The sequence below is a fragment of the Gemmobacter nectariphilus DSM 15620 genome, from assembly GCF_000429765.1.
Lineage (GTDB): Bacteria > Pseudomonadota > Alphaproteobacteria > Rhodobacterales > Rhodobacteraceae > Wagnerdoeblera > Wagnerdoeblera nectariphila.
Map to the genome: position 1 here is coordinate 1 of NZ_AUCM01000011.1, position 22,288 is coordinate 22,288.

Here is a 22,288-nt window from a genome sequence, read left to right on the forward strand (position 1 = left end):
GGGTGGGACCTTAATCCCACCCTACCGCGATATTACTTGAGGATTTTGGAGACGACGCCGGCGCCGACGGTGCGGCCGCCTTCACGGATGGCGAAGCGCAGCTTTTCTTCCATGGCGATCGGGGCGATCAGCTCGACCTCGAACTTCAGGTTGTCGCCCGGCATCACCATCTCGGTGCCTTCCGGCAGCTTCACGGTGCCGGTCACGTCCGTCGTGCGGAAGTAGAACTGCGGGCGGTAGTTCGCAAAGAACGGGGTGTGACGGCCGCCTTCTTCCTTGGTCAGGATGTAGGCTTCGGCTTCGAAGTGGGTGTGCGGCATCACCGATTTCGGCTTGCACAGCACCTGGCCACGTTCCACGCCTTCACGGTCGACGCCGCGCAGCAGCGCGCCGATGTTGTCGCCAGCCTCGCCGCGGTCCAGCAGCTTGCGGAACATTTCCACGCCGGTCACGGTCGACTTGGTGGTCGGGCGGATGCCGACGATCTCGACTTCGTCACCGACGTTGATCACGCCACGTTCCACACGGCCGGTCACCACGGTGCCACGGCCCGAGATCGAGAACACGTCTTCGATCGGCATCAGGAACGGCTGGTCGACAGCGCGCGCCGGGGTCGGGATGTATTCGTCGACAGCGGCCAGCAGCGCGCGGATCGAGTTCTCGCCGATTTCCGGATCACGGCCTTCCATCGCCGCCAGGGCCGAGCCCTTGACGATCGGAATGTCGTCGCCGGGGTAGTCGTACGACGACAGCAGCTCGCGCACTTCCATCTCGACCAGTTCCAGCAGTTCCGGGTCATCCACCTGGTCGACCTTGTTCAGGTAGACGACCATGTAGGGAATGCCGACCTGACGGCCCAGCAGGATGTGCTCGCGCGTTTGCGGCATCGGGCCGTCGGCAGCGTTCACCACCAGGATCGCGCCGTCCATCTGCGCGGCGCCGGTGATCATGTTCTTCACATAGTCGGCGTGGCCGGGGCAGTCGACGTGGGCGTAGTGACGCGCTTCGGTTTCGTATTCGACGTGGGCGGTCGAGATCGTGATCCCGCGAGCCCGCTCTTCCGGCGCGCCGTCGATCTGGTCGTAAGCCTTGAATTCGCCGAAGTATTTCGTGATCGCAGCCGTCAGCGTCGTCTTGCCGTGGTCAACGTGACCGATCGTCCCGATGTTCACGTGCGGTTTCGTACGTTCAAACTTTGCCTTCGCCATGATGGCAACTCCTGTTCTTTTGTCGGTGGCGGCGGGGTGAACCCCGCCCTACGGGGCGGTAGGGCGGGGTTCACCCCGCCACACCGGTCAAGCGTATTTCTTCTGGATCTCGTCCGAGATGTTCTGCGGCACGGCGTCGTAGTGATCGAACAGCATCGTGAACACCGCGCGGCCCGAGGACATCGAGCGCAGGTTGTTGATGTAGCCGAACATGTTCGCCAGCGGCACCATCGCGTTGATCACGTTGGCGTTGCCGCGGGTGTCCTGACCCTGAACCATGCCGCGACGGCTGGTCAGATCGCCAATGATCGAGCCGGTGTATTCTTCCGGGGTGACCACTTCGACCTTCATGATCGGTTCCAGCAGCTTCGCGCCGGCCTTCTTCAGACCTTCACGCATGGCGGCACGCGCGGCGATCTCGAAGGCGAGGACCGACGAGTCGACATCGTGGAACGCACCGTCGATCAGCGCGACCTTGAAGTCGATCACCGGGAAGCCTGCCAGCGGACCCGAGTCCATGACCGACTTGATGCCCTTTTCGACGCCCGGGATGTATTCCTTCGGAACCGTCCCGCCCACGATCTTCGATTCGAACGAATAGCCTTCGCCCGGCTCGGTCGGGGTGATCGTCAGCTTCACGCGCGCGAACTGGCCGGTACCACCGGTCTGCTTCTTGTGCGTGTAGTCGATCTCGGCCGAGGTCGAGATGGTTTCGCGGTAGGCCACCTGCGGAGCACCGATGTTCGCCTCGACCTTGAACTCGCGACGCATACGGTCGACGAGGATGTCGAGGTGAAGTTCGCCCATGCCCTTCATGATGGTCTGGCCGGATTCGAAGTTGGTCTCGACGCGGAACGACGGATCCTCGGCGGCCAGACGTGCCAGCGCGATACCCATCTTTTCCTGGTCGGCCTTCGATTTCGGCTCGACGGCGATCTCGATCACCGGCTCGGGGAAGGTCATGGTTTCCAGAACCACCGGCTTGGCCGGGTCACACAGCGTGTCGCCCGTGGTGGTTTCCTTCAGACCCGCCAGCGCGATGATGTCGCCCGCGAAGGCTTCTTCGATTTCCTCGCGGTTGATGGCGTGCATCATCATCATGCGGCCGACGCGCTCGCGCTTGCCCTTGGTCGCGTTCATCATCGAATCGCCCTTTTTCAGGACGCCCGAGTAGATGCGGGTAAAGGTCAGCGAACCGACGAAGGGGTCGTTCATGATCTTGAACGCCAGCGCCGAGAACGGCTCCGCATCATCGGCGTGACGCTCGATGTTACGGGTTTCGGTCTCGTCGCCCGGAGCGAAGCCGACATAGGCCGGAACGTCCAGCGGGCTGGGCAGATAGTCGATGACCGAGTTCAGGACCAGCTGAACGCCCTTGTTCTTGAACGACGAACCGGCGGTGACCGGAACGAAGGCCATCGACAGGGTGCCCTTGCGGATCAGCGCGCGCAGCTCGTCGATCGACGGCTCGGTGCCTTCCAGGTAGGCTTCCATCGCGGCATCGTCTTGCTCGACGGCCAGTTCGATGAGCTTGCCGCGCCATTCGTCGGCGACATCCTTCAGATCTTCGCGGATCTCGCGGATTTCCCACGAGGCGCCCAGATCTTCACCCAGGTAGACCCATTCCTTCATGGTCACCAGGTCGACGACGCCTTCCAGCTTGTCCTCGGCACCGATCGGCAGGGCGATCGGGCACGGGGTCGCGCCGGTGCGGTCCTTGATCATCTGCACGCACTTGAAGAAGTCCGCGCCGATCTTGTCCATCTTGTTGACGTAGACGATCCGCGGAACCTTGTAGCGGTCAGCCTGACGCCACACGGTTTCGGTCTGCGGCTCGACACCGGCGTTGGCGTCCAGCAGGCAGACTGCACCGTCGAGAACCGCCAACGAACGCTCGACTTCGATGGTGAAGTCGACGTGGCCGGGGGTGTCGATGATGTTGAAGCGGTGCTTCGGCGAAATCGCCGTTTTGCCGTCCTCGGTCTTTTCCCAGAAGGTCGTGGTCGCAGCCGAGGTGATGGTGATCCCCCGCTCCTGCTCCTGCTCCATCCAGTCCATGGTCGCGGCGCCGTCATGGACTTCGCCGATCTTGTGGGACTTGCCGGTGTAGTACAGGATGCGCTCGGTCGTCGTGGTCTTACCCGCGTCGATGTGCGCCATGATCCCGAAGTTGCGGTAGAGGTTCAGCGGATACTCGCGTGCCATGATGCCCTCTTACCAGCGATAATGGCTGAACGCTTTGTTCGCGTCGGCCATCTTGTGGGTGTCTTCGCGCTTTTTCACGGCGGTACCACGGTTGTTCACGGCATCCGAAAGCTCGGCGGCCAGACGCTCTTCCATGGTGTTCTCGTTGCGCTTGCGCGCAGCGGTGATCAGCCAGCGGATCGCCAGCGCCTCGCGGCGCGACGGGCGGACTTCAACCGGAACCTGGTAGGTCGCACCACCAACGCGGCGGCTGCGGACCTCGACGGCCGGTTTCACGTTGTCCAGAGCCTCGTGGAAGGCTTCGATGGGCGAACGCTTCAGACGCTTCTCGACGCGATCGAGAGCGTTGTAGACGATCGATTCGGCAACCGATTTCTTGCCGTCGATCATCAGGTTGTTCATGAACTTGGTCACAACCCGATCGCCATACTTGGCATCGGGAAGGACTTCGCGTTTTTCGGCTGCGTGACGACGCGACATTTCTCAGTTCCTCACTTCGGACGCTTCGCGCCGTATTTCGAGCGGCGCTGACGACGATCTTTGACGCCCTGGGTATCCAGCACACCGCGCAGGATGTGATAACGGACACCCGGAAGGTCTTTCACACGGCCGCCGCGGATCAGCACGACAGAGTGCTCTTGCAGGTTGTGCTTTTCGCCGGGGATATAGCTGATCACCTCGAAGCCGTTGGTCAGGCGCACCTTGGCAACCTTACGCATAGCGGAGTTCGGCTTCTTCGGAGTCGTGGTATACACGCGGGTGCAGACGCCACGCTTTTGGGGGCACTGCTGGAGGTGCTGCGACTTGGAGCGCGTCACCTTGGGCTGCCGCGGTTTGCGGATCAGCTGCTGGATCGTCGGCATATCTCTCGCCTTCTCTTGCAACCCGTTCGTCCTCTGTGCGTCCACAGGGCGTCCGGGGGCAGTCCGTCATTTGGTGCCTTGCGCGTCCGCAAAACACATTTACCGCAGACGCCCATAGACAAGGCGACGCGGTGGAATTCCAGAGGATCGGGGCCCAGGGCCCGGATCATGACCACTTCATTCGTGCAACCCGCACCAAGGGCCTTGGCCCCCGATACAGGTAAGCGGCGTATAAGGGGAGTCGCGGCCCTTGTCAACAAGGCTTGCAGGGGTCTGCCAGGGGCGCCCGGCCCTCACGCAGGGTTGTGAACATCGTGCGCGATCGGGGGATGCGATAGCACCATGCGCGTCCTATATTCAACCGCATGACCCTTTTTCGCGCCCTTGCCGCCCCGCTCGCCGTCCTTGCCCTTGCGCTGCCTGCACAGGCAGACAAGCTGCCGCTTGCCGAACTGTCGCGCTATCTGAACGCGCTGACGACGGCCGAGGCAGAGTTCACCCAGATCAATGCCGATGGCACCATCGCCACGGGCACGATTCGCATCAGCCGGCCAGGCAAGGTGCGCTTTGAATATGCGCCCCCGGACCGCTCGCTGGTCATGTCGGACGGGCAGCAGGTGGCGATCTTCGATCCCAAATCGAACCAGCCCCCCGAACAGTATCCGCTGCGCCGCACGCCGCTGAACCTGATCCTGGCCCCCAAGGTCGATCTGGACACCGCCAAGATGGTCGTGGCCCACCGCGAGGATGGCCCGGCAACCCGCGTGACCGCCCAGGATCCCGAGCATCCCGAATATGGCAGCATCGACATGGTGTTCACCGCCGATCCGACAGAACTGCGCCAGTGGGTCATCACCGATGACAGCGGCAACCAGACAACGCTGATCCTGGGCGAGATGCGCAAGGGCGGCCAGTTCGCGGGCAACCAGTTCGACATCGTCGTCGAGGCAAAGCGGCGCGGCGTGCCTGTGGCCGACCGCTAGGGCTCGCCAGGGACGCCATCTTCGGCGGGGGGTGGGGTGTCCCGCACCCAGTCTGCAAGCAAAGCCGCATGGGCCCGGGCAATCCGCCGGCCTTCGGCGATGGCCTGTTCGGCCTTGTGAAAATCCAGCACCGACATGTCGCTGAGCTTGGCATTCATCAGCAGATCGGGCGCATCGCCAGCCAGACGGCTGCGGCGCAACTGGTCCGTCATGATGTCGATCGTGGTCGTCACCAGATGGACATAGGCCGGGGGGACCGGGCGATCCTCTGCGCTTGTCCTGAAGCGGGCGGGCAAGGCGGCCGGAAGCAGGCCCGACAGCCGCGGGCCACGCGCGGGGCCGGGCGTCCAGAAATTGCCACCGCTGCGCGAGGCAGGGTTCACGGCCAGCACCACATCGGCCCCAAGCGCTCGCGCGGCCGAGACCGGCACAGGGTTCGTCACGCCACCATCAATCAGCCACCGCCCGTCAATTTCCTTTGGTGCGATCACGCCTGGCATGGCGATCGAGGCGCGCACGGCATCATCCAGCTTGCCCTTGCTCAGCCAGACCTCGCGGCCGGTCGAAATATCGGTCGCGATGGCGATGAAGGGCAGCGGCATGTCCTCGATTCGCCCGCTCAGGCCGACACGGTCCAAGAGGCCCAGAATTCCGGCCCCCCCGATCAGCCCGCCACCGGAAAAGCGCACGTCCAGCATCCGCAAGACCCGCGTCCAGGTCATGCTTTGCGCGATGTCCTCCAGCGCATCCAGCTGGCCGACGGCCCAGACGGCCCCGACCAGGGCGCCCATGGAACAGCCCGCAACCACGTCAGGGCGCAGGCCCATCGCCTCCAGTTCGCGCAACACACCGATGTGGCACCACCCGCGCGCGCCGCCCGATCCCAGCGCAAGGCCGATCCTTGGGCGCGGCGGGGTTGGTGACGCCTTGTTGCCTGACCGTGCCATTGCGACCCTCCTCGCCTTGGGCCAGCCTGCCGCCCCGCGCCGGCCTTCGCAAGCCCCGCTTGCCATGCCCCGCCCCCCGGCGCATCCTGCGGCGCATGAGCTCACCCGACCTGTCCCATCTTGCCACCCCCGGAACGGAAATCGCCCTGCGTGTCACGCCGCGGGGCGGGCGCGATGCGCTGGAGCTGACCGACGGCGCCCTGCGCGCCCGCGTCACCGCCCCGCCCGAGGATGGCAAGGCGAACAAGGCGGTGCAAAAGCTGCTGGCCCGCGCGCTTGGCATTGCCCCAAGCCGCCTTGACCTGATCCGGGGCGCAACCGCGCGCGACAAGGTGTTCCGCGTGCTCTGACCCGCGCCGCAGTCGTTATCACGCAAACATGTGGACAGGTGCGGGGTTTTCGGAAACGATGCCCCAAGGGACGAATGTCTGAAGACGGAAGCCGCGCGTGACGACCGACAGGACAACCCGGCAGACCTCGTCTGGGGCAGCGCCGCCACAGGCCCTGACGCTTGACGTCAACGGGCAAACGCACCGGATCGCGGACCCGGGCAACCGAACGCTTCTGGACGTGCTGCGCGGGACGCTTGGGCTGACGGGGCCGAAATACGGCTGCGGCATGGCCCAGTGCGGGGCCTGCACCGTGCTGATCGACGGCGCCCCGGCCCGCGCCTGTGTCATCCGGGCGGTCAAGGCCGCAGGGCACCGGATCGTCACCATCGAAGGGCTGGCCGATCCGCAGACCGGCGCCCTGCACCCCGTGCAACAGGCGTTTCTGGACTGTCAGGGCGCGCAATGCGGCTATTGCCTGAACGGCATGGTGATGACCACCGTGGCGTTGCTGGACCGCGATCCCTCGCCCTCTCGGGCCACCATCCGCGACGTGCTGCGCCATAACCTGTGCCGCTGTGGCAGCCACCTCGAGATCATGGCCTCGGTCGAACGCGCAGCCATGCTGCGACGCCCTGCCGAGCCATGACCGCTCCCGCCGCGCTGACCATCGTTTGCGATGCGGCGGCCGGCTCTGCCACCCTTCTGGCACTTGACCCGCAGGGCAAGGCCACCGCCTGTTGCGGCCATGTCGATCTGGGCACCGGGATCGAGGTCGCGTTGGCGCAGATCGTGGCCGAGGAACTGGACCTGCCGCTGGGCGATGTGCGCGTGGTGCTGGGGGATACGGCCCTGACACCCGATCAGGGGCCGACCATCGCCTCCGAGACGATCCAGATTACCGCCCGCCCCTTGCGCCTTGCCGCCGCACAGGCGCGAATGGAGCTGTTGCGCCTGGGCGGGCAGCGCCTGAACACCGACCCGGCCAGCCTGCGCACCCAGGATGGCGTGGTCCATGGCCCCGATGGCGCGGTGCCCTATGCCGATCTGCTGGCGGGCCGGGGCATCCGGCTGCACCTCGATCCCGACACGCCGCTCAAGGATCCTGCGGCCTACCGCATTGTCGGCCGCCCCCATGGCCGGCGCGACCTGACCGCCAAGCTGACGGGGGACTACCGCTATATCCAGGATATCGCCCTGCCCGGCATGGTGCATGGCCATGTCATCCGCCCGCCCTGTGCCGGGCGCGACAGCGGCGATTTCATCGGGCACAGCCTGATCCGCTTCGACCCGGACTCGGTCGCGCATCTGCCAGGGCTGATCGACATTGTCAGGATTGGCGACTTTCTGGGCGTGGTGGCCGAACAGGACCATCAGGCCCGCGCCATTGCCCAGGCCCTGCACGTCGACTGGCGCCTGCCCCCGCCGCAACCCGACCTGAGCGATCTGCGCGGCACGATCCGCCAGCAACCCGCGACCCCGCGCCGGCTGGCCGAGGAGGGCGATTTCGACACCGCCTATGCCCGGTCCGGCCGGCGGCTCGACCGGCACTATGTCTGGCCCTATCACCTGCATGGCTCCATCGGCCCCTCTTGTGCGGTGGCCGACTGGCAGGGCGGGCGGCCCATCGTCTGGTCGGGCAGCCAGAACCCCCACATGCTGCGCGCCGATCTGGCGGTTCTGGTCGGCCTTGACCCCGAGCAGATCGAGATCCGCCGCTATCAGGCGGCCGGCTGCTATGGCCGCAACTGCGCCGATGATGTGTGCGGCGATGCGCTGCTGCTGGCGCGCGCCGTCGGGCGGCCGGTGCGGGTGCAGCTGACCCGCGCCCAGGAACACCAGTGGGAGCCGCGCGGCGCCGCGCAGGTGATGGACGTGCGCGGGGCACTGGACCGGGGTGGCATGGTCAGCGCCTACAGCTTTGACACATGGTATCCCTCGAACCGCGGGCCGAACCTTGCGCTGCTGCTGACCGGACGCATCACGCCCGAGCCGCGCCCCTCGGACATGGGCGACCGCACGATTATTCCGCCCTATCGCATCCCGAACACCCGCATCACCGTGCATGACATGGCGCCCATCGTGCGCGCCGCCTGGATGCGCGGGGTCTCGGCCCTGCCCAACACCTTTGCCCACGAATGCTTCTTCGACGAAATGGCGCATGAGGCAGGCGCCGATCCGGTCGCCTTTCGCCTGCGCCATATCGACAATCCCCGGCTGGCCGATCTGGTCCGCCGCACCGCCGACGCGGCAGGCTGGACCGAACGCACGGGCCCCCGCCTGCGGCGTGACGGGCGGATGGCCTATGGCCAGGGCTTTGCGGTGGCGACCTATGTGCACGGCACCTTTCCCGGCGTCGCTGCCGCCTCGGCGGCCTGGGTCGTCGATGTCTCGGTCGATCTCGACACGGGCGAAGTCTCGCTGCACCGCGTCTTTGTCGGGCAAGATCAGGGGCTGGTCATCAACCCCGATGGCGTGCGCCAGCAGATCCACGGCAATGTCATCCAGACCGCCAGCCGGGTGCTGGCCGAGGAAGTCACCTTCGACGAGATCACCCTTGGCCCGAAAAGCTGGGCCGCCTACCCGATCCAGACCTTTCCGGCCGTTCCCGAAATCGACACCCTGCTGATCGAACGCCCTGGCGATCCGCCGCTGGGCGTGGGCGAAAGCGCCGCCGTGCCCAGCGCCGCCGCCATAGCCAGCGCGATTTTCGACGCGACCGGCGTGCGGATGCGCGAGGTGCCCTTTACCCCCGAACGGATGCGCGCCGCGCTGGGGATTGCCAGCCCCGCCGCGCCGCCCCCTTGGCAGCGCCGCAAGCGGCTGGCCACACTTGCCGGCGCCTTTGGCGGGGCGCTGATGTTCGGCGCGGTCGGCCTGCCGCTTGCCCGCGCAATCCCGCCCAGCCCCGCCCCTTCGGCCAGCCTCTACAGCGCCGGGACCATCGAGCAAGGCCGGCAGATCTTTGCCCTTGGCGGCTGCCGGTCCTGCCATACCGCCGAGGGCGGCGCGCCCAATGCCGGGGGTCGCCCGATCCAGACCCCCTTTGGCACCGTCCATTCCACCAACCTGACACCCGACCCGGACACCGGCCTTGGCAACTGGAGCTTTCAGGCCTTCGACCGCGCGATGCGCCGCGGGATCAGCCGGGACGGGCATAACCTTTACCCGGCCTTTCCCTATACGTCCTTCGCCCGCATCACGCCGGGGGACATGCAGGCGCTCTATGCCTATCTGCAAACGCTGGCGCCGGTGCGCAGCGCCGCGCCCCCGGCCCGGATGCTGGGGCCGTTCAGCCTGCGGCCGCTGATGGCCGGATGGAACCTGGCCTTTCACGATGCCCGCCCGCAGCCAGACGACCCGATGCAATCTGACGCCTGGAACCGTGGCCGCTATCTGGTCGACTCCGCCGGCCATTGCAGCGCCTGCCACACGCCTCGCAACCCGCTGGGCGCCGAACGCAAGGCGGCAGCCCTTGGCGGGGCGATGGTGGATGGCTGGTTCGCCCCCGCCCTTGCCGGACCCAAGGCCGGACAGCGCGGCTGGACCGAGGCCGCATTGTTCGACTACCTGCGCACCGGCCGGTCCGCCGTGACAGTCGCCGCCGGACCCATGGCCGAGGTCGTCGCCAACCTGCGCGCCCTGCCCGATGCGGATCTGCGGGCAATGTCGGTCTACCTGGCCTCGCTCGCCCCCCCGGCCGCAGCGCCCGCGCCGCTGGCCAGCGCCGCCCCCACGGCCAGCCGCGCCGCCCGGCTGTTCGAGAGCGCCTGCGCCGCCTGCCATGCCCCGACATTCGCGACCAGCCTGCACGCCGCCCAATCCTCGCTTGACCGCTCTGCCGTCCTGCGCGCGCCAACACCCGAGGCGCTGCTGACCCTGCTCGACCATGGGCTGACCGCGCCCGACGGGCTGGACCTGCGCGACATGCCTTCATTTCGCGGCGAATTTTCCGCCCAGGACCACGCGGACCTCGCCCATTGGCTGCGCGCCCGCCACGCCCCCGACCTGCCGCCCTGGCCCTAGCAAGCGCGGCCCCGCCATTGCTCCAGACGTTCCCGTCTTTGCCTTTTTCCAAATACCCATCGACGCCAGGGCCAGGCACGCCGCCGAACCCTCCGGGCGATCGGCCCCGGCACCCCCCCAGCACCCAGTCCCGAGTTGACAGGGCAGGCCAGCCCTCCATACCATTGGCACACTAACAAAGATGCAGACCCGGACAGCCACCCCCACCCGCGCCACCCCGGCGCAAGGGAGAGCGGAATGGAAAACGCCAGCCCCCCGCCCGGCAAGATCCGCTGCGATGCCTGCCCGGTGATGTGCTATATCGCCGACGGCCGGATCGGCGCCTGCGACCGCTATGCCAACCACGATGGCGTTCTGGTCCGCCTTGACCCTCATACGATCATCGAACGCACCGGGCAAAAGCTGGTGCCGTTTCTGACCGGGCCGGATGCCAGCGACTGGGATGGCGACATCGTGCAAGGCGCGCGCCCCTTTGTCACCGCCGTGGGCGCGGGGACCACTTACCCTGACTACAAACCCGCCCCGTTCATCATCAGCCAGCAGGCCGGCGGCGTCGACATGGTCACGGTCGTGACCGAAGGGATCTTTTCCTATTGCGGCGTCAAGGTGAAGATCGACACCGACCGCCACATCGGCGAGGAACGCGACATCGTCCGCGTCAAGGACGAGCCGGTGGGCCATGTGATGACCTCTGAATACGGGTCCAGGATGCTCTCGCTGGGCGGGGTCGAACATCTGACCGGCGGGTCCAAGGCCGAAGGCCGCATCACCTGCGGTACCCTGCTGCGCCTGTGCAACCGCGAGCCAGTGGAAATGACCATCGGGGACGATGGCCACCAGACAACCCTGGTGGTGCAGGCCGGCCAACCCCCGGTCATCAATGGCGAGCAGGAACGCCTGATGCGCGTCGGCTGCGGATCTGCCACCATCGGGATGTTCGCCAAGCAATGGCTGGGCCATGTCGATGATGTCGTCGTGGTGGACGACCACATCACCGGCGTCCTCAGTGAACATCAGGCCGGCAAGCTGCTCGACGTGCCGCCCACCGGCATCCGCATCAAGGGCCGCCGCTCGACCCCCGGGCGCTATTTTCAGGTGGCCAGGCCCGGCACCGGCTGGGGCGGCACCGATATTTCGGATCCGCTGGTGATCCTGGGCGATTTCAACCCCGCCGTGGCCTGGGAGGGGCTGCGGCTCTTCATGATCTCCACCACCGGAGAGCAGTTCGGCTATTATGTGCTGGATGCCGCCCTGCGCCCCCGGCCCGCCCCCCTGCCCGAGGCGCTGGAGCGGTCCGCCCGGATCATCCGCGACAATTGCGAACCCTCCGTCTGTTCCGTGCTGTTCATGGGCGGGGCTGGCGGCAGTCTGCGGGCGGGCGTCACGGAAAACCCGGTAAAGCTGACCCGATCCGTCAAGAACGCCCTGACCCATGTGTCCTGCGGCGGGGCCGAGGCCTATGTCTGGCCGGGCGGCGGCATCACCGTGATGGTCGACGTGATGCAGATGCCCGAGGGCTCGTTCGGCTATGTCCCCACCCCGGCGCTGGTCGCGCCGATCGAATTCACCATGCGGGCCGAGGACTACGCCGCCTTGGGCGGTTACGTCGATGAAATCCGGCCGCTCCACCAGATCCTGACGGACCGCACCCGCCGCGTCGGCCCGGCCGATCGCGAGCCCGACCCGATGTCGCCCTGGAACTACCGCTGGTTCCGGGGCCAGGCGGGCTGAATGGGGCCGCAGGCCGCCATATTGCCCGACGGGGCGCGGCTGCACCTGCATCACGGGCCGATCGACCTTGTGATCGGGGCCGATGGCGAACGTGACCGCGCCTTTCGCGCCGCCACCGCCCGGTTCGCAACCGTGCTGGACGAGCTGGTCGCGGAACTGCCCTTGCTGCGCCAACCCGTGACGCCCGAGGCCCCTCTGCCCCACGGCACCATCGCGCGCCGCATGGATGCCGCCGTTCGCCCCCACTGTGCGGTCTTCATCACCCGCATGGCCGCGGTGGCAGGGGCCGTGGCCGAAACGGTGCTGGAGGCGATGGTATCGGGCGCCCGCCTGTCCCGCGCCTGGGTCAACAATGGCGGCGATATTGCGCTGCATCTGTCACCGGGCACCGAAGTCACCATCGGCATCGCCGGGCTTGACCAGTCGGCGCTTGGCGGGGTCCGCTTGCGCGCGGCGGATCCGGTGCGCGGAATTGCCACCAGCGGCATGGGCGGACGCAGCCAGACCCTTGGCATTGCCGACAGCGTGACGGTGCTGGCCCGCACAGCCGCAAGCGCCGATGCGGCCGCCACGCTGATCGCCAATGCGGTGGACCTGCCGGGCCACCCGGCGATTTCCCGATGCCCCGCGACAGACCTGCGGCCTGACAGCGACCTTGGCGATCTGCCCGTCACCACCCATCGCGGCCCCCTGACGACAGCCGAGATCGACCGCGCCCTTGCCGCAGGCCACGCGCTTGCCCTTGCCATGCACCGCGCCGGGCTGATCGACGGCGCCGCGCTGTTTTTGGCCGGTCGGCACCGCGCCGCCGGCCCTCATTTCCCATCCCTTGCCAAGGAGATCAGCTGAATGCCCGACGTCAGGATCCGCAAGATCGTCACCTCGGTCGAGGAGATCTGGCACGAGGGCGGGCCGGTCGCCGACCAGCCCTATCGCCGTGCCTCGATCCTTGCCATCATCGAGAACCCCTTTGCCGGCCACTATGTCGAGGATGTGCAGGGCTTCATGGAAGACCTCAAGCCGCTGGGCCGCGACATGGCCGAACGGCTGGCGAACCTGCTGGGCGGGCCTGCAAACGTGCAGGGCTATGGCAAGGGCGCCATCGTCGGATCGGCAGGCGAACAGGAACACGGCGCGCTGTGGCATGTGCCCGGCGGCTATGCCATGCGCGAGGTTCTGGGCGAGGCCATGGCCATCGTGCCATCGACCAAGAAGGTCGGCGGGGTGGGGGCGCGGCTGGACGTTCCGGTGACGCATATCAACGCCTCATATGTCCGCTCGCATTTCGACGCGATGGAGGTTGGCTGCAACGATGCCCCGCGCGCGAATGAACTGGCCCTTGCGCTGGTGATGACCAACGGCCCGCGCGTTCATGCCCGCATGGGCGGCCTGCGGGCCGAGGATATCACCGCAAAGGACGGGCTGAGATGAAGGCGCTAATCCGCAAGATCGTTGTCACCGTCGAGGAAACCCACCGCGAGATGGGCCACCAGATTGCCCCGCCCACCCGCAAGGCCGCGGCGGTCGCCATCATCGCCAACCCCTTTGCCGGGCGCTATCAGGAGGATCTGTCCGAGCTGATGGAGATTGGCGCCGAGCTGGGCGGGCTGCTGGGCGAACGATGCGTGGCCGCGCTGGGGATCAGCCCGGCGCAGGCGGAAAGCTATGGCAAGGCGGCCATGGTCGGTGAAAATGGCGAGCTGGAACATGCCGCCGCGATCCTTCACCCCAAACTGGGCGCCCCGCTGCGGGTTGCGGTGGAAAAGGGCGCGGCGCTGGTGCCCTCGTCGAAGAAGATGGGCAGCCCGGGTCAGGTGCTGGACATCCCGCTTGGCCACAAGGACGCTGCCTATGTCCGATCCCATTTCGACGCGATGGAGGTGCAGCTGAACGACGCCCCGCGCGCGAACGAGATCATGGTTGCGGTTGCCGTGACCGACAGCGGCCGCCCGCTGCCGCGCGTTGGCGGGCTGACGACTGCCGAAGTCAAGGGCGAGGACGGGCTGCGCTAGGCGGCCCGGTCCCGCCTTGGCCGATGTCGCAAGGGGGCCGTCTGCCCCCTCTGCGCGCAAGCGCGCATTCACCCCCGAGGATATTTGGATCAAGGCGAAATGGCAGGGGGCAAGACAGAACTGCGCCTCGGGGGGCTGGCGGTGGCTGGAATGCCGGGCAGACACAGGACACTTCGCGCTTTACTGTCGGGGCCGGCCCGGCCATGAACGCCAGGAAAATCTTAACCGAGGCTCGTGCCATGACTGCCAGCAAACGCATCGCCCTGTCCAGCGACCACGCCGCCATTCCGCTTCGCCAGGCCATCGCCGCCCATATCGCGGCGGCAGGCTGGGAGGTGGTGGATATCGGGCCGACGACCCCCGAAAGCACCCATTACCCGAAACACGGCGCGGCGGCGGCGCAGTTGGTCGCCTCGGGCGATTGCCGGCTGGGCATCGTGCTGTGCGGCACCGGGCAGGGCATCATGATGGCGGCGAACAAGGTCAGGGGCATCCGCTGCGGTGTCTGTTCCGACACGTTCTCGGCCCGGATGATCCGCCAGCACAACGATGCCAACATGCTGTCGCTGGGGGCCCGCGTGGTGGGCGAAGGGCTGGCGCTGGATATCGTCGATGCCTTTCTGACTGCCGAATTCGAAGGCGGCCGGCACGCAACGCGGGTCGAGATGATCGAGGCGCTGGAAGGCTGAGCGCCTTTGGCGAGGCCCCCGGGACCGGCCGCCGCCATTGGCAAGGTGGCCGGCGCCCCATGCAGCACAAGGCAGACCTGCCCCATGGCGACCATGACTGATGACCCTGTGGACTACCGGCTTGACGACCAGATCGGCTATCTGCTGCGGCTGGCCAACCAGCGCCACACGACGATCTTTCAGGACCACACGCTGCAGAACCTGACGCCGACGCAGTTTTCGGTGATGGTGCGGCTGGAGGCCGAGGGCAAATCCTCGCAGAACCGGCTGGGCCGGCTGGCGGCGATGGATGTGGCCACCATCAAGGGCGTCGTCGACCGGCTGCGCGAACGCGGCCTGGCGGTGTCGGAACCCGACCCGGACGACCGGCGCCGCAGCGTGATTTCGCTGACCGACGAGGGGCGCGCGCTGCTGGCGCGGATGCGGCCGGTCGGGCTGGCGATCTCGGAACAGACGCTGGCGCCGCTGAACCCAGCCGAGCGGCGCACGCTGTTGCGGCTGATCGCAAAGCTGACCTGAGCGCCCCCAAGCGCAAGCGTGCTTGACCGAAACCGCGTGCTCGTTAGTCTGCTAACAGTGATCACGCAGTCGGGAGCCGCGACATGGGCGAATCGAAACTGGTCATCCGGAACATCGGACTTATCCTTTCCGGCCGCATCGAGGACCCGGTTCTGGACGGCGACTGCCTGATCGCCATCGACGGCCGCATTGCCGCCTGGGGGCGCGAGAAGGATCTGGACACCGAAGGCGCTGCGACGGTGATCGACGCCAAGGGCGTTGCCCTGTCGCCCGGGCTGATCGACAGCCATGTCCACCCGGTCGTGGGCGACTATACCCCCCGCCAGCAACAGCTGCACTGGATCGACAGCACGCTGCATGGCGGCGTCACCACGATGATCTCGGCGGGCGAGGTGCACATGCCCGGCCGGCCCAAGGATATCATCGGGCTGAAGGCCATGGCGATCGCCGCGCAGCGTTGGTACGAAAACTTCCGCCCCTCGGGGGTCAAGGTTCTGGCCGGCGCGCCCGTGATCGAACACGGGATGGAGGAAAACGACTTCAAGGAACTGGCCGCCGCCGGTGTCGGCTATCTTGGCGAGGTGGGCCTTGGCTCCGTCAAGGATGGCAAGACCGCCCGACAGATGGTGGATTGGGCGCGCAAATACGGCATCCAGTCGACCATTCATACCGGCGGGCCGTCGATCCCCGGATCGGGGCTGATTGATGCCGATATGGTGCTGGAAACCGGCACCGATGTCGTGGGGCATATCAACGGGGGCCACACCGCCCTGCCCGACGACCAGATCATCTGCCTGTGCGAGAAATGCCATGCCGCGCTGGAGATCGTGCATAACGGCAACGAACGCGCGGCGCTGCTGACGCTGAACACGGCCCGCGAGCTGAAAAAGCTGGATCAGGTGATCCTGGGCACCGATGGTCCGGCCGGGTCGGGGGTGCAGCCTTTGGGCATTCTGCGGATGGTGGCGATGCTGTCCTCGCTGGGAAACATCCCGGCCGAGATCGCGTTCTGCCTGGCGACCGGCAACACCGCGCGGCGGCGCAATCTGGATTGCGGGCTGATCGAAGTGGGGCGCGCGGCGGATTTCGTCCTGCTGGATCAGGCGCAACACGCACCGGGCAAGACGATGCTGGACTCGATCCAGCTGGGCAACCTGCCGGGCGTCGGCATGACCGTCATCGACGGTGTCGTCCGCAGCGAGCGCAGCCGCAATACGCCCCCCGCGATGCGCGCGCCGGAGATCATCGGGCGCCGGGCCTAGGTCGGATGCGCCAGCGCCCCTGGCTGGCCGCTGGAGGGGTTTCACACCCCTCCAGACCTCCCCGTGGGATATTTGGGGACAGATGAAAGGGGAGAAGGGGTTCAGGGCCCCTTGCGCAGCGGGTTCGCTGGCTGCCGGTCCGTCCTAGCCCAGCCGCCGCACCACCTGGCGCAGCATGCCGTGCAGCATCTGCACATCGGCCCGCGTCAGCGGCAGCCGGGCCCACATGCTGCGCAGGTTGCGCTTCATGTTCGCCGCCTTGGTTTCGGGGAAGAAGAACCCCGCCTTGTCCAGCACATCCTCGTAGTGATCGCCAAGGTGCTGGCGTTCCACGCTGGTGGCAAGGTCGACCTCGGGCACCGGGATCGTGCCGTCGGTCTGGCGGCGCCATTCATAGGCGGTCAGCAGCACGCATTGCGCGAGGTTCAGCGAGGGAAATTCGGGATTCACCGGCACGGTGACGATGGCATTGGCCTGCGCCACCTCGTCGTTTTCCAGCCCGGTGCGTTCGGGGCCGAACAGGATGGCCACCTTCTTGCCTGCGGCAATCAGGGCGCGGGTCTGGGCCATGGCCTCTTCGGGGGTGACCACGGGCTTGGTCAGCTCGCGCGGGCGGGCGGTGGTGGCAAAGACATAATGGCAATCGGCCAGCGCCCCCGGCAGATCGGCAAACAGCCCCGCCCGGTCCAGAAGCCGCCCGGCGCCCGAGGCCATGGCCACCGCCTTGGGGTTCGGCCAGCCATCGCGCGGGGCGACGATCCGCATGCCGTCCAGCCCGAAGTTCAGCATGGCCCGAGCGGCGGCGCCGATATTCTCGCCCATCTGCGGGCGGACAAGGATCATCAGGGGCTGGGTCATCGGGATTCCTGTGGCGGGAAGTCGCGGGGGTGATAGGCTGGGTGGACCCGTCACGCAAGCCAAAGGGGCAGACATGGCCGCCGATCCGGGCCTTCTGGAACTGATGCGCAGCGATATGGCCGACCGGCAGGACGTGCGCGAGCAACGCATGTTCGGCGGCATGGCCTTCATGGTCAGCGGCCACATGGCCTGCGGGCTGATGCCGCGCGGCGCCTTCTACCGTGTCGGACGCGCGCGTCAGGCAGAGGCGCTGGCGCTGGACGGCACGGCGGTGATGAACGTCACCCGCCGCCCGATGCCGGATTTCGTCGAGTTGGCCGCCGATTGCATGGGCGAGGATGCGGCCCGCCTGACCCTGCTGGACATGGCCCTGACGCATATCGCCACGCTGCCGCCCCGGTAGCCAAGCCCGCCCAGCCGCGCTATAGGGCGCGAAACCGCCGAAGGACCGCGCCATGGCCGATACCGAACTCCCGCAGATCTATCTTGTCACGCCGCCCGACTTTGACCTTGAGACCTTCCCGGCCCGACTTGCCTCGGTGCTGGACGCGGCCGAGGTCGCCTGTTTGCGCCTGTCGCTGGCCAGCCGGGATGAAGATCACGTCGCCCGCGCCGCCGATGCGCTGCGTGAAATCGCCCATGCCCGCGATGTCGCGCTGGTGATCGAACGGCATGTCCAGCTGGTCGAGCGGCTGGGGCTGGACGGCGTGCACCTGACCGACGGCGCCCGCCTGGTGCGCAAGGTGCGCAAGGATCTGGGGCAGGATGCGATCATCGGCACCTTCTGCGGCACCACCCGGCACGAGGGGATGAACGCCGCCGAAGCTGGCGCCGATTATGTGGCCTTTGGCCCGGTGGGTGCAACGGCTCTGGGTGATGGCAGCCGCGCCGAGGCCGAGCTGTTCCAGTGGTGGACCGAGATGATCGAGGTGCCGGTGGTGGCCGAAGGCGCGCTGACCGCCGATCTGGTCGCGCAGCTGACGCCGATCACCGATTTCTTCGCCTTTGGCGACGAGGAAATCTGGCGCAGCGACGATCCGGCCGCGGCGCTGCGCGCGCTGGTCAAGGCGATGGGCTGATGCTGACCGTTCTGTTCGCCGCCGGTGCGGCCCGCTGGCCGACCTATGAGCCGCATCTGCGCGCCGCCCTGGCCGAGGCAGGAATTGCCGCGCGGCTGGTCACCGATTGCCCGCCCGATCAGGCGGATTACATCGTCTTCGCCCCCGGTGGGAATATCACCGATTTCACCCCCTACACCCGCTGCAAGGCGGTGCTGAACCTGTGGGCCGGGGTCGAGCGGATCGTCGGCAATCCGACCCTGACGCAGCCGCTGTGCCGGATGGTCGATCCGGCGCTGACGGCGGGCATGGTGGAATGGGTCACGGGTCATGTGCTGCGCCATCATCTGGGGATGGATGCGCATATCGTGAACCCCGATCATCGCTGGATTCCGCTGCCGCCCCCGCTGGCGTCAGAGCGGCCGGTGACGGTGCTGGGGCTGGGCGAGCTGGGCCAGGCCTGCGCGCAGATGCTGGTGCATCTGGGTTTTCCGGTGACCGGCTGGTCGCGCAGCCCGCGCGAGGTCGCGGGGCTGACCTGCCTTTCGGGCGAGGCGGGGCTGTCGGCGGCGCTGGCATCGGCGCAGATCGTCGTGACCTTGCTGCCAGCGACACCGCAGACCGAAAACCTGCTGGATGCCCGCCGCCTGGCGCTGCTGCCGCACGGCGCGGTGATCCTGAACCCCGGCCGCGGCACGCTGATCGACGATTCGGCATTGCTGGCCGCGCTGGACAGCGGGCATCTGGGCCATGCCACGCTGGACGTGTTCCGCACAGAACCGCTGCCGCAAGATCACCCGTTCTGGGGCCATCCGCGGGTGACAGTGACGCCGCATATCGCCGCCGAAACCCGCGCGCCATCGGCCAGCCGGGTGGTGGCCGACAATATCCGGCGCAGCGAGGCGGGCGAGCCGTTGCTGTATCTGGTGGACCGCGCGCGGGGCTATTGACCGCGCGCTCCCGCAGGGCGCTGGCCGCGCAAGGCGCGACCGCTTCCTTTGGGCCAGGCCGCCCCCGGCCGGGGGCGGCGGCGGCTCTGGCAGATGAATTGACATTGCCCTGGCCGCAGGCCACAAGGCCCGTGTCGGAAAGATTCAAGATCGGTCTGGTTATTCCGGTTCCCGCTTTTGCGGGATCGCTCATGCGACAGCATGATCCCTCGGCGTCAACCTGCAATCAGGCTGGTGCTGGATATGGGGCTTTCCTGAACCCGGCACGGTCGACAGAAAAGAGACCTTGTCATGGACAAGAAATCCCTGCTGCTGGCTCAGGCGCTTATCACGCTGATGATGGCCGCCTCGATGTCGGGCATCATGCTGGCGTTCCACCTTGGGCTGACCCGCGAATGGCTGCACGAATGGCCACGCCAGTTCATCATCGCCTGGCCCATCGCCTTTGTGCTGACGCAGGGTGTCGGCCGCCTTGCCTTTGCGATCGTAGGCAAGCTGCGTCCCGTCCGCTGATCACAGCGGACGGGCGGCCAGTCAGGCAACGTCGCGGCCCGCCAGACTGCCAGACTGCGCCAGTTCCAGCATGGTCCGCAGATCGGTCTTTTTGTAGGGCTTGCCCAGAACGGCCGCAAACCCCGCCGCAAGATAGCGGCTGACCTGATCCTCCATCACGTTGGCGGTTGCTGCAATGGCCAGGGGCACCGATGCCCCTGCCGCCTTGTCCCGGATCGCGGCCAGCGTCGAGATGCCGTCAAGTTCCGGCATCGAGATATCCAGCAGCATCAGGTCATAGCGGCCGGGCCGCCAGATCGCCACGGCATCCGTGCCGTCTTCGACGAAATCGGCCGCGACCCCCAGGGATTGCAGCATCGCCTTGAGGATCATCGTGTTCGTCCGATTGTCCTCGGCCACCAGAACGCGCAGTGCGGAGAGGTCGGCCGACTGAGGGAGATCGACCGGGGCTGCGGCCTGACCGGGGCCTTCGCTGATAGGCAAGGGCAACCACAGTTCGACCAGCGTGCCCCGACCAGGGTGAGAGGCCAGCCGCACCTCGCCCCGCATCATGCCGACGAGGCGCTTGACGATGGGCATCCCCAGACCCGACCCACCAAAGCGGCGGGTGATCGAGGTATCGGCCTGTTCGAATTCGTCAAAGACGCGGGCGATCTGGTCTTCGGTCATGCCGATGCCCGTATCGGTGATCACGATGTCCAGCCCGCCGTCCCGCCCCTGATCGACGGCGACATGCACCTCGCCGGAATCGGTGAACTTGACGGCATTGCCGATCAGGTTGTTGAGGATCTGGATCAGCTTGGTTTCATCGCCCCGGCGCATCGCCTGGGCCCGCTCGGCAATGACAAGGTGAAAGCCGATCCCCTTTCGCTCGGCGGTGATGCGGTGCAGCGCCTCGACCTTGCGGAACAGGATCAGCGGATCAAAGGGCTGTTCGTCCAGCGTGGCCTTGCCAGCCTCGATCCTGGCAAGATCGAGGATGTCGTTGATCACGCCCAGCAGGGCCTCGGCCGAATTGCGCATGGTGTCCACCATGCCCTTCTGCTCGGGGGCAAGGCGCGTGTCGCCCAGCAGTTCCGCCATGCCCAGAACCCCGTTCATCGGGGTGCGAATCTCGTGGCTCATGTTGGCAAGGAAGGCTGTCTTGGCGCGGTTGGCCGTATCGGCCTCATTGATTGTCTGGGCCAGCGTTTGCGCCAGCCAGACCAGCGCGACCCCCTGGACGATCACGATCACCGCATGAAGGATAACGCGGCCGAAATCTGCCCCGCCCAGAAACACCGCATTGGGAAGCAGGAAATTCAACAGCAGATGATGCAGGCAGACGATCACGCCATAGACGATGATCGCCCGCGCATTGCAAAACGCGGCAATCGTCGCATAGGCGGCGAAGAAATACATATGCGCATCCGGTTGCCACGGGTGATAGGACAACTGGAAGACGACACAGGACACGATCAGGGCCAGACAGGCGGCAATCGTCAGCTGGGCGCTTTCGCCTGTTGCATCCCGCCACCAATCCAGCGTGGCAAGCCCACAAAGCCCTGCAACGGCAAGCGGCACGGCCACCCCGCCGGCCCCACCTGCCAGCGCGATGGCCGCAGTCAGCGGCACATGCAGCCAGACAAAGACCAGCACGACCCGGCCCATGTAATCGCGCAGGCGATCCAGCCGGCCAAGATCAAGGGTCGGGCCCGACATCAGCCCGATTTCCGGCTTGAAGATTGTTCGTCTATGCATGTCGCCCCACGCGCGCTGACCATGAACAGATCGCCTGGCAACCGGGCCCTGATCTCGCTCAGGCCAAGCCGTTTGCCGTCATATGTCCGGGATGAGATGATGATCAGCCGCCCGCCCAGGCGAATATCGACGATTGGCAAGGACAACTGCCCGATCCGGTGCTGCCCATCGGCCACGCCGTCGGGCGAGGAAATGAAGATGCCAACCTGAGCCGCATCTTCGGCCGGAATCATGGCAATGCCTGCAAGGCCGAAAAGGCCTGCGAAACCAATCAGGCCAGCCGGGACGTAGCGTCGAATTTTCATTCCAGGACAATCATGCATGGCCACAGATTGTCCGAGCTTAGTTTATTTCTGATGAATTGCCATGCCAAGAAAAGGCAGAGCAAACCGGGC

Annotated in this window: 23 protein-coding genes; 15 read left to right on the plus strand and 8 right to left on the minus strand. The window is 66.6% G+C overall.

Annotated features, from left to right (window positions below):
• Positions 1-32: 32 nt before the first annotated feature.
• The 4 genes from tuf to rpsL all read right to left on the minus strand — a co-directional run bounded on the left by tuf (position 33) and on the right by rpsL (position 4,276).
• A complete protein-coding gene (tuf, locus tag G481_RS0112340; RefSeq protein ID WP_028030312.1) occupies positions 33-1,208 on the minus strand; it encodes an elongation factor Tu in 1,176 nt (391 codons plus the stop codon).
• A gap of 87 nt (positions 1,209-1,295) precedes the next feature.
• A complete protein-coding gene (gene fusA / locus G481_RS0112345; protein WP_028030313.1) occupies positions 1,296-3,413 on the minus strand; it encodes an elongation factor G in 2,118 nt (705 codons plus the stop codon).
• Positions 3,414-3,422: 9 nt separating this feature from the next.
• On the minus strand, positions 3,423-3,893 hold the full coding sequence (gene rpsG, locus G481_RS0112350) for a 30S ribosomal protein S7 (RefSeq protein WP_028030314.1): 471 nt from the start codon (positions 3,891-3,893) through the stop codon (positions 3,423-3,425).
• Positions 3,894-3,904: 11 nt separating this feature from the next.
• On the minus strand, positions 3,905-4,276 hold the full coding sequence (gene rpsL / locus G481_RS0112355) for a 30S ribosomal protein S12 (protein WP_028030315.1): 372 nt from the start codon (positions 4,274-4,276) through the stop codon (positions 3,905-3,907).
• A gap of 365 nt (positions 4,277-4,641) precedes the next feature.
• Here rpsL and G481_RS0112360 point away from each other — a divergent pair, with 365 nt between their 5' ends.
• A complete protein-coding gene (locus G481_RS0112360) occupies positions 4,642-5,259 on the plus strand; it encodes a LolA family protein (protein ID WP_035025971.1) in 618 nt (205 codons plus the stop codon).
• Here the strand turns inward: G481_RS0112360 and G481_RS23690 are convergent.
• Positions 5,256-6,206, minus strand: coding sequence for a patatin-like phospholipase family protein (locus tag G481_RS23690; RefSeq protein WP_051294506.1), 951 nt, complete (start codon positions 6,204-6,206; stop codon positions 5,256-5,258). The genes G481_RS0112360 and G481_RS23690 overlap by 4 nt on opposite strands.
• A 95-nt stretch (positions 6,207-6,301) precedes the next feature.
• Here G481_RS23690 and G481_RS0112370 point away from each other — a divergent pair, with 95 nt between their 5' ends.
• From G481_RS0112370 to G481_RS0112415, 10 genes are all read left to right on the plus strand, one after another.
• Positions 6,302-6,556: a DUF167 domain-containing protein gene (locus G481_RS0112370; RefSeq protein WP_028030317.1), complete on the plus strand. Its 255-nt coding sequence runs from the start codon at positions 6,302-6,304 to the stop codon at positions 6,554-6,556.
• 97 nt (positions 6,557-6,653) lie between these two features.
• Positions 6,654-7,184, plus strand: a complete 531-nt coding sequence (locus G481_RS0112375; RefSeq protein ID WP_051294507.1) for a (2Fe-2S)-binding protein — start codon at positions 6,654-6,656, stop codon at positions 7,182-7,184.
• Complete coding sequence (locus G481_RS0112380; protein WP_035025973.1) at positions 7,181-10,561, plus strand: molybdopterin cofactor-binding domain-containing protein; 3,381 nt, start codon at positions 7,181-7,183, stop codon at positions 10,559-10,561. The genes G481_RS0112375 and G481_RS0112380 overlap by 4 nt, the downstream gene beginning before the upstream one ends.
• Positions 10,562-10,798: 237 nt before the next feature.
• Positions 10,799-12,292 (plus strand): hypothetical protein, encoded by a 1,494-nt coding sequence (locus G481_RS0112385; RefSeq protein WP_028030320.1) that lies wholly within the window; start codon positions 10,799-10,801, stop codon positions 12,290-12,292.
• The gene (locus tag G481_RS0112390) at positions 12,293-13,141 is read left to right on the plus strand and encodes a UPF0280 family protein (protein WP_028030321.1); all 849 of its coding nucleotides are present in this window, start codon (positions 12,293-12,295) and stop codon (positions 13,139-13,141) included. It begins immediately after the preceding gene.
• Positions 13,142-13,723, plus strand: a complete 582-nt coding sequence (locus tag G481_RS0112395) for an amino acid synthesis family protein (protein ID WP_028030322.1) — start codon at positions 13,142-13,144, stop codon at positions 13,721-13,723.
• The gene (locus G481_RS0112400; protein ID WP_028030323.1) at positions 13,720-14,304 is read left to right on the plus strand and encodes an amino acid synthesis family protein; all 585 of its coding nucleotides are present in this window, start codon (positions 13,720-13,722) and stop codon (positions 14,302-14,304) included. Before G481_RS0112395 ends, G481_RS0112400 begins: the two co-directional genes overlap by 4 nt.
• Positions 14,305-14,543: 239 nt before the next feature.
• Complete coding sequence (gene rpiB / locus G481_RS0112405; RefSeq protein ID WP_028030324.1) at positions 14,544-14,993, plus strand: ribose 5-phosphate isomerase B; 450 nt, start codon at positions 14,544-14,546, stop codon at positions 14,991-14,993.
• An 84-nt stretch (positions 14,994-15,077) separates the two neighbouring features.
• Positions 15,078-15,512: a MarR family winged helix-turn-helix transcriptional regulator gene (locus G481_RS0112410; protein ID WP_028030325.1), complete on the plus strand. Its 435-nt coding sequence runs from the start codon at positions 15,078-15,080 to the stop codon at positions 15,510-15,512.
• An 83-nt stretch (positions 15,513-15,595) separates the two neighbouring features.
• On the plus strand, positions 15,596-16,774 hold the full coding sequence (locus G481_RS0112415) for an amidohydrolase family protein (RefSeq protein WP_028030326.1): 1,179 nt from the start codon (positions 15,596-15,598) through the stop codon (positions 16,772-16,774).
• Positions 16,775-16,918: 144 nt separating this feature from the next.
• On the opposite strand, the gene G481_RS0112420 is transcribed toward G481_RS0112415, so the two are convergent.
• Positions 16,919-17,632: an RNA methyltransferase gene (locus G481_RS0112420; protein ID WP_035025976.1), complete on the minus strand. Its 714-nt coding sequence runs from the start codon at positions 17,630-17,632 to the stop codon at positions 16,919-16,921.
• 73 nt (positions 17,633-17,705) lie between these two features.
• On the opposite strand from G481_RS0112420, the gene G481_RS0112425 reads away from it, so the two are divergent.
• The 4 genes from G481_RS0112425 (at position 17,706) to G481_RS0112440 (ending at position 20,153) form a co-directional block, all read left to right on the plus strand.
• Positions 17,706-18,035: a TfoX/Sxy family protein gene (locus tag G481_RS0112425; RefSeq protein WP_028030328.1), complete on the plus strand. Its 330-nt coding sequence runs from the start codon at positions 17,706-17,708 to the stop codon at positions 18,033-18,035.
• A 52-nt stretch (positions 18,036-18,087) separates the two neighbouring features.
• A complete protein-coding gene (locus G481_RS0112430; RefSeq protein ID WP_028030329.1) occupies positions 18,088-18,711 on the plus strand; it encodes a thiamine phosphate synthase in 624 nt (207 codons plus the stop codon).
• The gene (locus G481_RS0112435) at positions 18,711-19,640 is read left to right on the plus strand and encodes a 2-hydroxyacid dehydrogenase (RefSeq protein WP_028030330.1); all 930 of its coding nucleotides are present in this window, start codon (positions 18,711-18,713) and stop codon (positions 19,638-19,640) included. Before G481_RS0112430 ends, G481_RS0112435 begins: the two co-directional genes overlap by 1 nt.
• A gap of 291 nt (positions 19,641-19,931) precedes the next feature.
• Positions 19,932-20,153, plus strand: coding sequence for a DUF2798 domain-containing protein (locus G481_RS0112440; RefSeq protein ID WP_028030331.1), 222 nt, complete (start codon positions 19,932-19,934; stop codon positions 20,151-20,153).
• A gap of 21 nt (positions 20,154-20,174) precedes the next feature.
• Here G481_RS0112440 and G481_RS23695 read toward each other — a convergent pair whose 3' ends face one another.
• Both G481_RS23695 and G481_RS0112450 read right to left on the minus strand, forming a co-directional pair.
• Positions 20,175-21,854, minus strand: a complete 1,680-nt coding sequence (locus G481_RS23695; protein WP_051294508.1) for an ATP-binding protein — start codon at positions 21,852-21,854, stop codon at positions 20,175-20,177.
• On the minus strand, positions 21,854-22,222 hold the full coding sequence (locus G481_RS0112450; protein ID WP_161630525.1) for a hypothetical protein: 369 nt from the start codon (positions 22,220-22,222) through the stop codon (positions 21,854-21,856). The genes G481_RS23695 and G481_RS0112450 overlap by 1 nt, the downstream gene beginning before the upstream one ends.
• Positions 22,223-22,288: the final 66 nt, after the last annotated feature.

What these genes read in the sequence shown, in the direction of transcription:
- tuf (WP_028030312.1), bottom strand. Translation starts at nt 1,208, where the DNA reads ATGGCGAAGGCAAAGTTTGAACGTACGAAACCGCACGTGAACATCGGG.
- fusA (WP_028030313.1), bottom strand. Translation starts at nt 3,413, where the DNA reads ATGGCACGCGAGTATCCGCTGAACCTCTACCGCAACTTCGGGATCATG.
- rpsG (WP_028030314.1), bottom strand. Translation starts at nt 3,893, where the DNA reads ATGTCGCGTCGTCACGCAGCCGAAAAACGCGAAGTCCTTCCCGATGCC.
- rpsL (WP_028030315.1), bottom strand. Translation starts at nt 4,276, where the DNA reads ATGCCGACGATCCAGCAGCTGATCCGCAAACCGCGGCAGCCCAAGGTG.
- G481_RS0112360 (WP_035025971.1), top strand. Translation starts at nt 4,642, where the DNA reads ATGACCCTTTTTCGCGCCCTTGCCGCCCCGCTCGCCGTCCTTGCCCTT.
- G481_RS23690 (WP_051294506.1), bottom strand. Translation starts at nt 6,206, where the DNA reads ATGGCACGGTCAGGCAACAAGGCGTCACCAACCCCGCCGCGCCCAAGG.
- G481_RS0112370 (WP_028030317.1), top strand. Translation starts at nt 6,302, where the DNA reads ATGAGCTCACCCGACCTGTCCCATCTTGCCACCCCCGGAACGGAAATC.
- G481_RS0112380 (WP_035025973.1), top strand. Translation starts at nt 7,181, where the DNA reads ATGACCGCTCCCGCCGCGCTGACCATCGTTTGCGATGCGGCGGCCGGC.
- G481_RS0112385 (WP_028030320.1), top strand. Translation starts at nt 10,799, where the DNA reads ATGGAAAACGCCAGCCCCCCGCCCGGCAAGATCCGCTGCGATGCCTGC.
- G481_RS0112390 (WP_028030321.1), top strand. Translation starts at nt 12,293, where the DNA reads ATGGGGCCGCAGGCCGCCATATTGCCCGACGGGGCGCGGCTGCACCTG.
- G481_RS0112395 (WP_028030322.1), top strand. Translation starts at nt 13,142, where the DNA reads ATGCCCGACGTCAGGATCCGCAAGATCGTCACCTCGGTCGAGGAGATC.
- G481_RS0112400 (WP_028030323.1), top strand. Translation starts at nt 13,720, where the DNA reads ATGAAGGCGCTAATCCGCAAGATCGTTGTCACCGTCGAGGAAACCCAC.
- rpiB (WP_028030324.1), top strand. Translation starts at nt 14,544, where the DNA reads ATGACTGCCAGCAAACGCATCGCCCTGTCCAGCGACCACGCCGCCATT.
- G481_RS0112410 (WP_028030325.1), top strand. Translation starts at nt 15,078, where the DNA reads ATGGCGACCATGACTGATGACCCTGTGGACTACCGGCTTGACGACCAG.
- G481_RS0112415 (WP_028030326.1), top strand. Translation starts at nt 15,596, where the DNA reads ATGGGCGAATCGAAACTGGTCATCCGGAACATCGGACTTATCCTTTCC.
- G481_RS0112420 (WP_035025976.1), bottom strand. Translation starts at nt 17,632, where the DNA reads ATGACCCAGCCCCTGATGATCCTTGTCCGCCCGCAGATGGGCGAGAAT.
- G481_RS0112425 (WP_028030328.1), top strand. Translation starts at nt 17,706, where the DNA reads ATGGCCGCCGATCCGGGCCTTCTGGAACTGATGCGCAGCGATATGGCC.
- G481_RS0112430 (WP_028030329.1), top strand. Translation starts at nt 18,088, where the DNA reads ATGGCCGATACCGAACTCCCGCAGATCTATCTTGTCACGCCGCCCGAC.
- G481_RS0112435 (WP_028030330.1), top strand. Translation starts at nt 18,711, where the DNA reads ATGCTGACCGTTCTGTTCGCCGCCGGTGCGGCCCGCTGGCCGACCTAT.
- G481_RS0112440 (WP_028030331.1), top strand. Translation starts at nt 19,932, where the DNA reads ATGGACAAGAAATCCCTGCTGCTGGCTCAGGCGCTTATCACGCTGATG.
- G481_RS23695 (WP_051294508.1), bottom strand. Translation starts at nt 21,854, where the DNA reads ATGTCGGGCCCGACCCTTGATCTTGGCCGGCTGGATCGCCTGCGCGAT.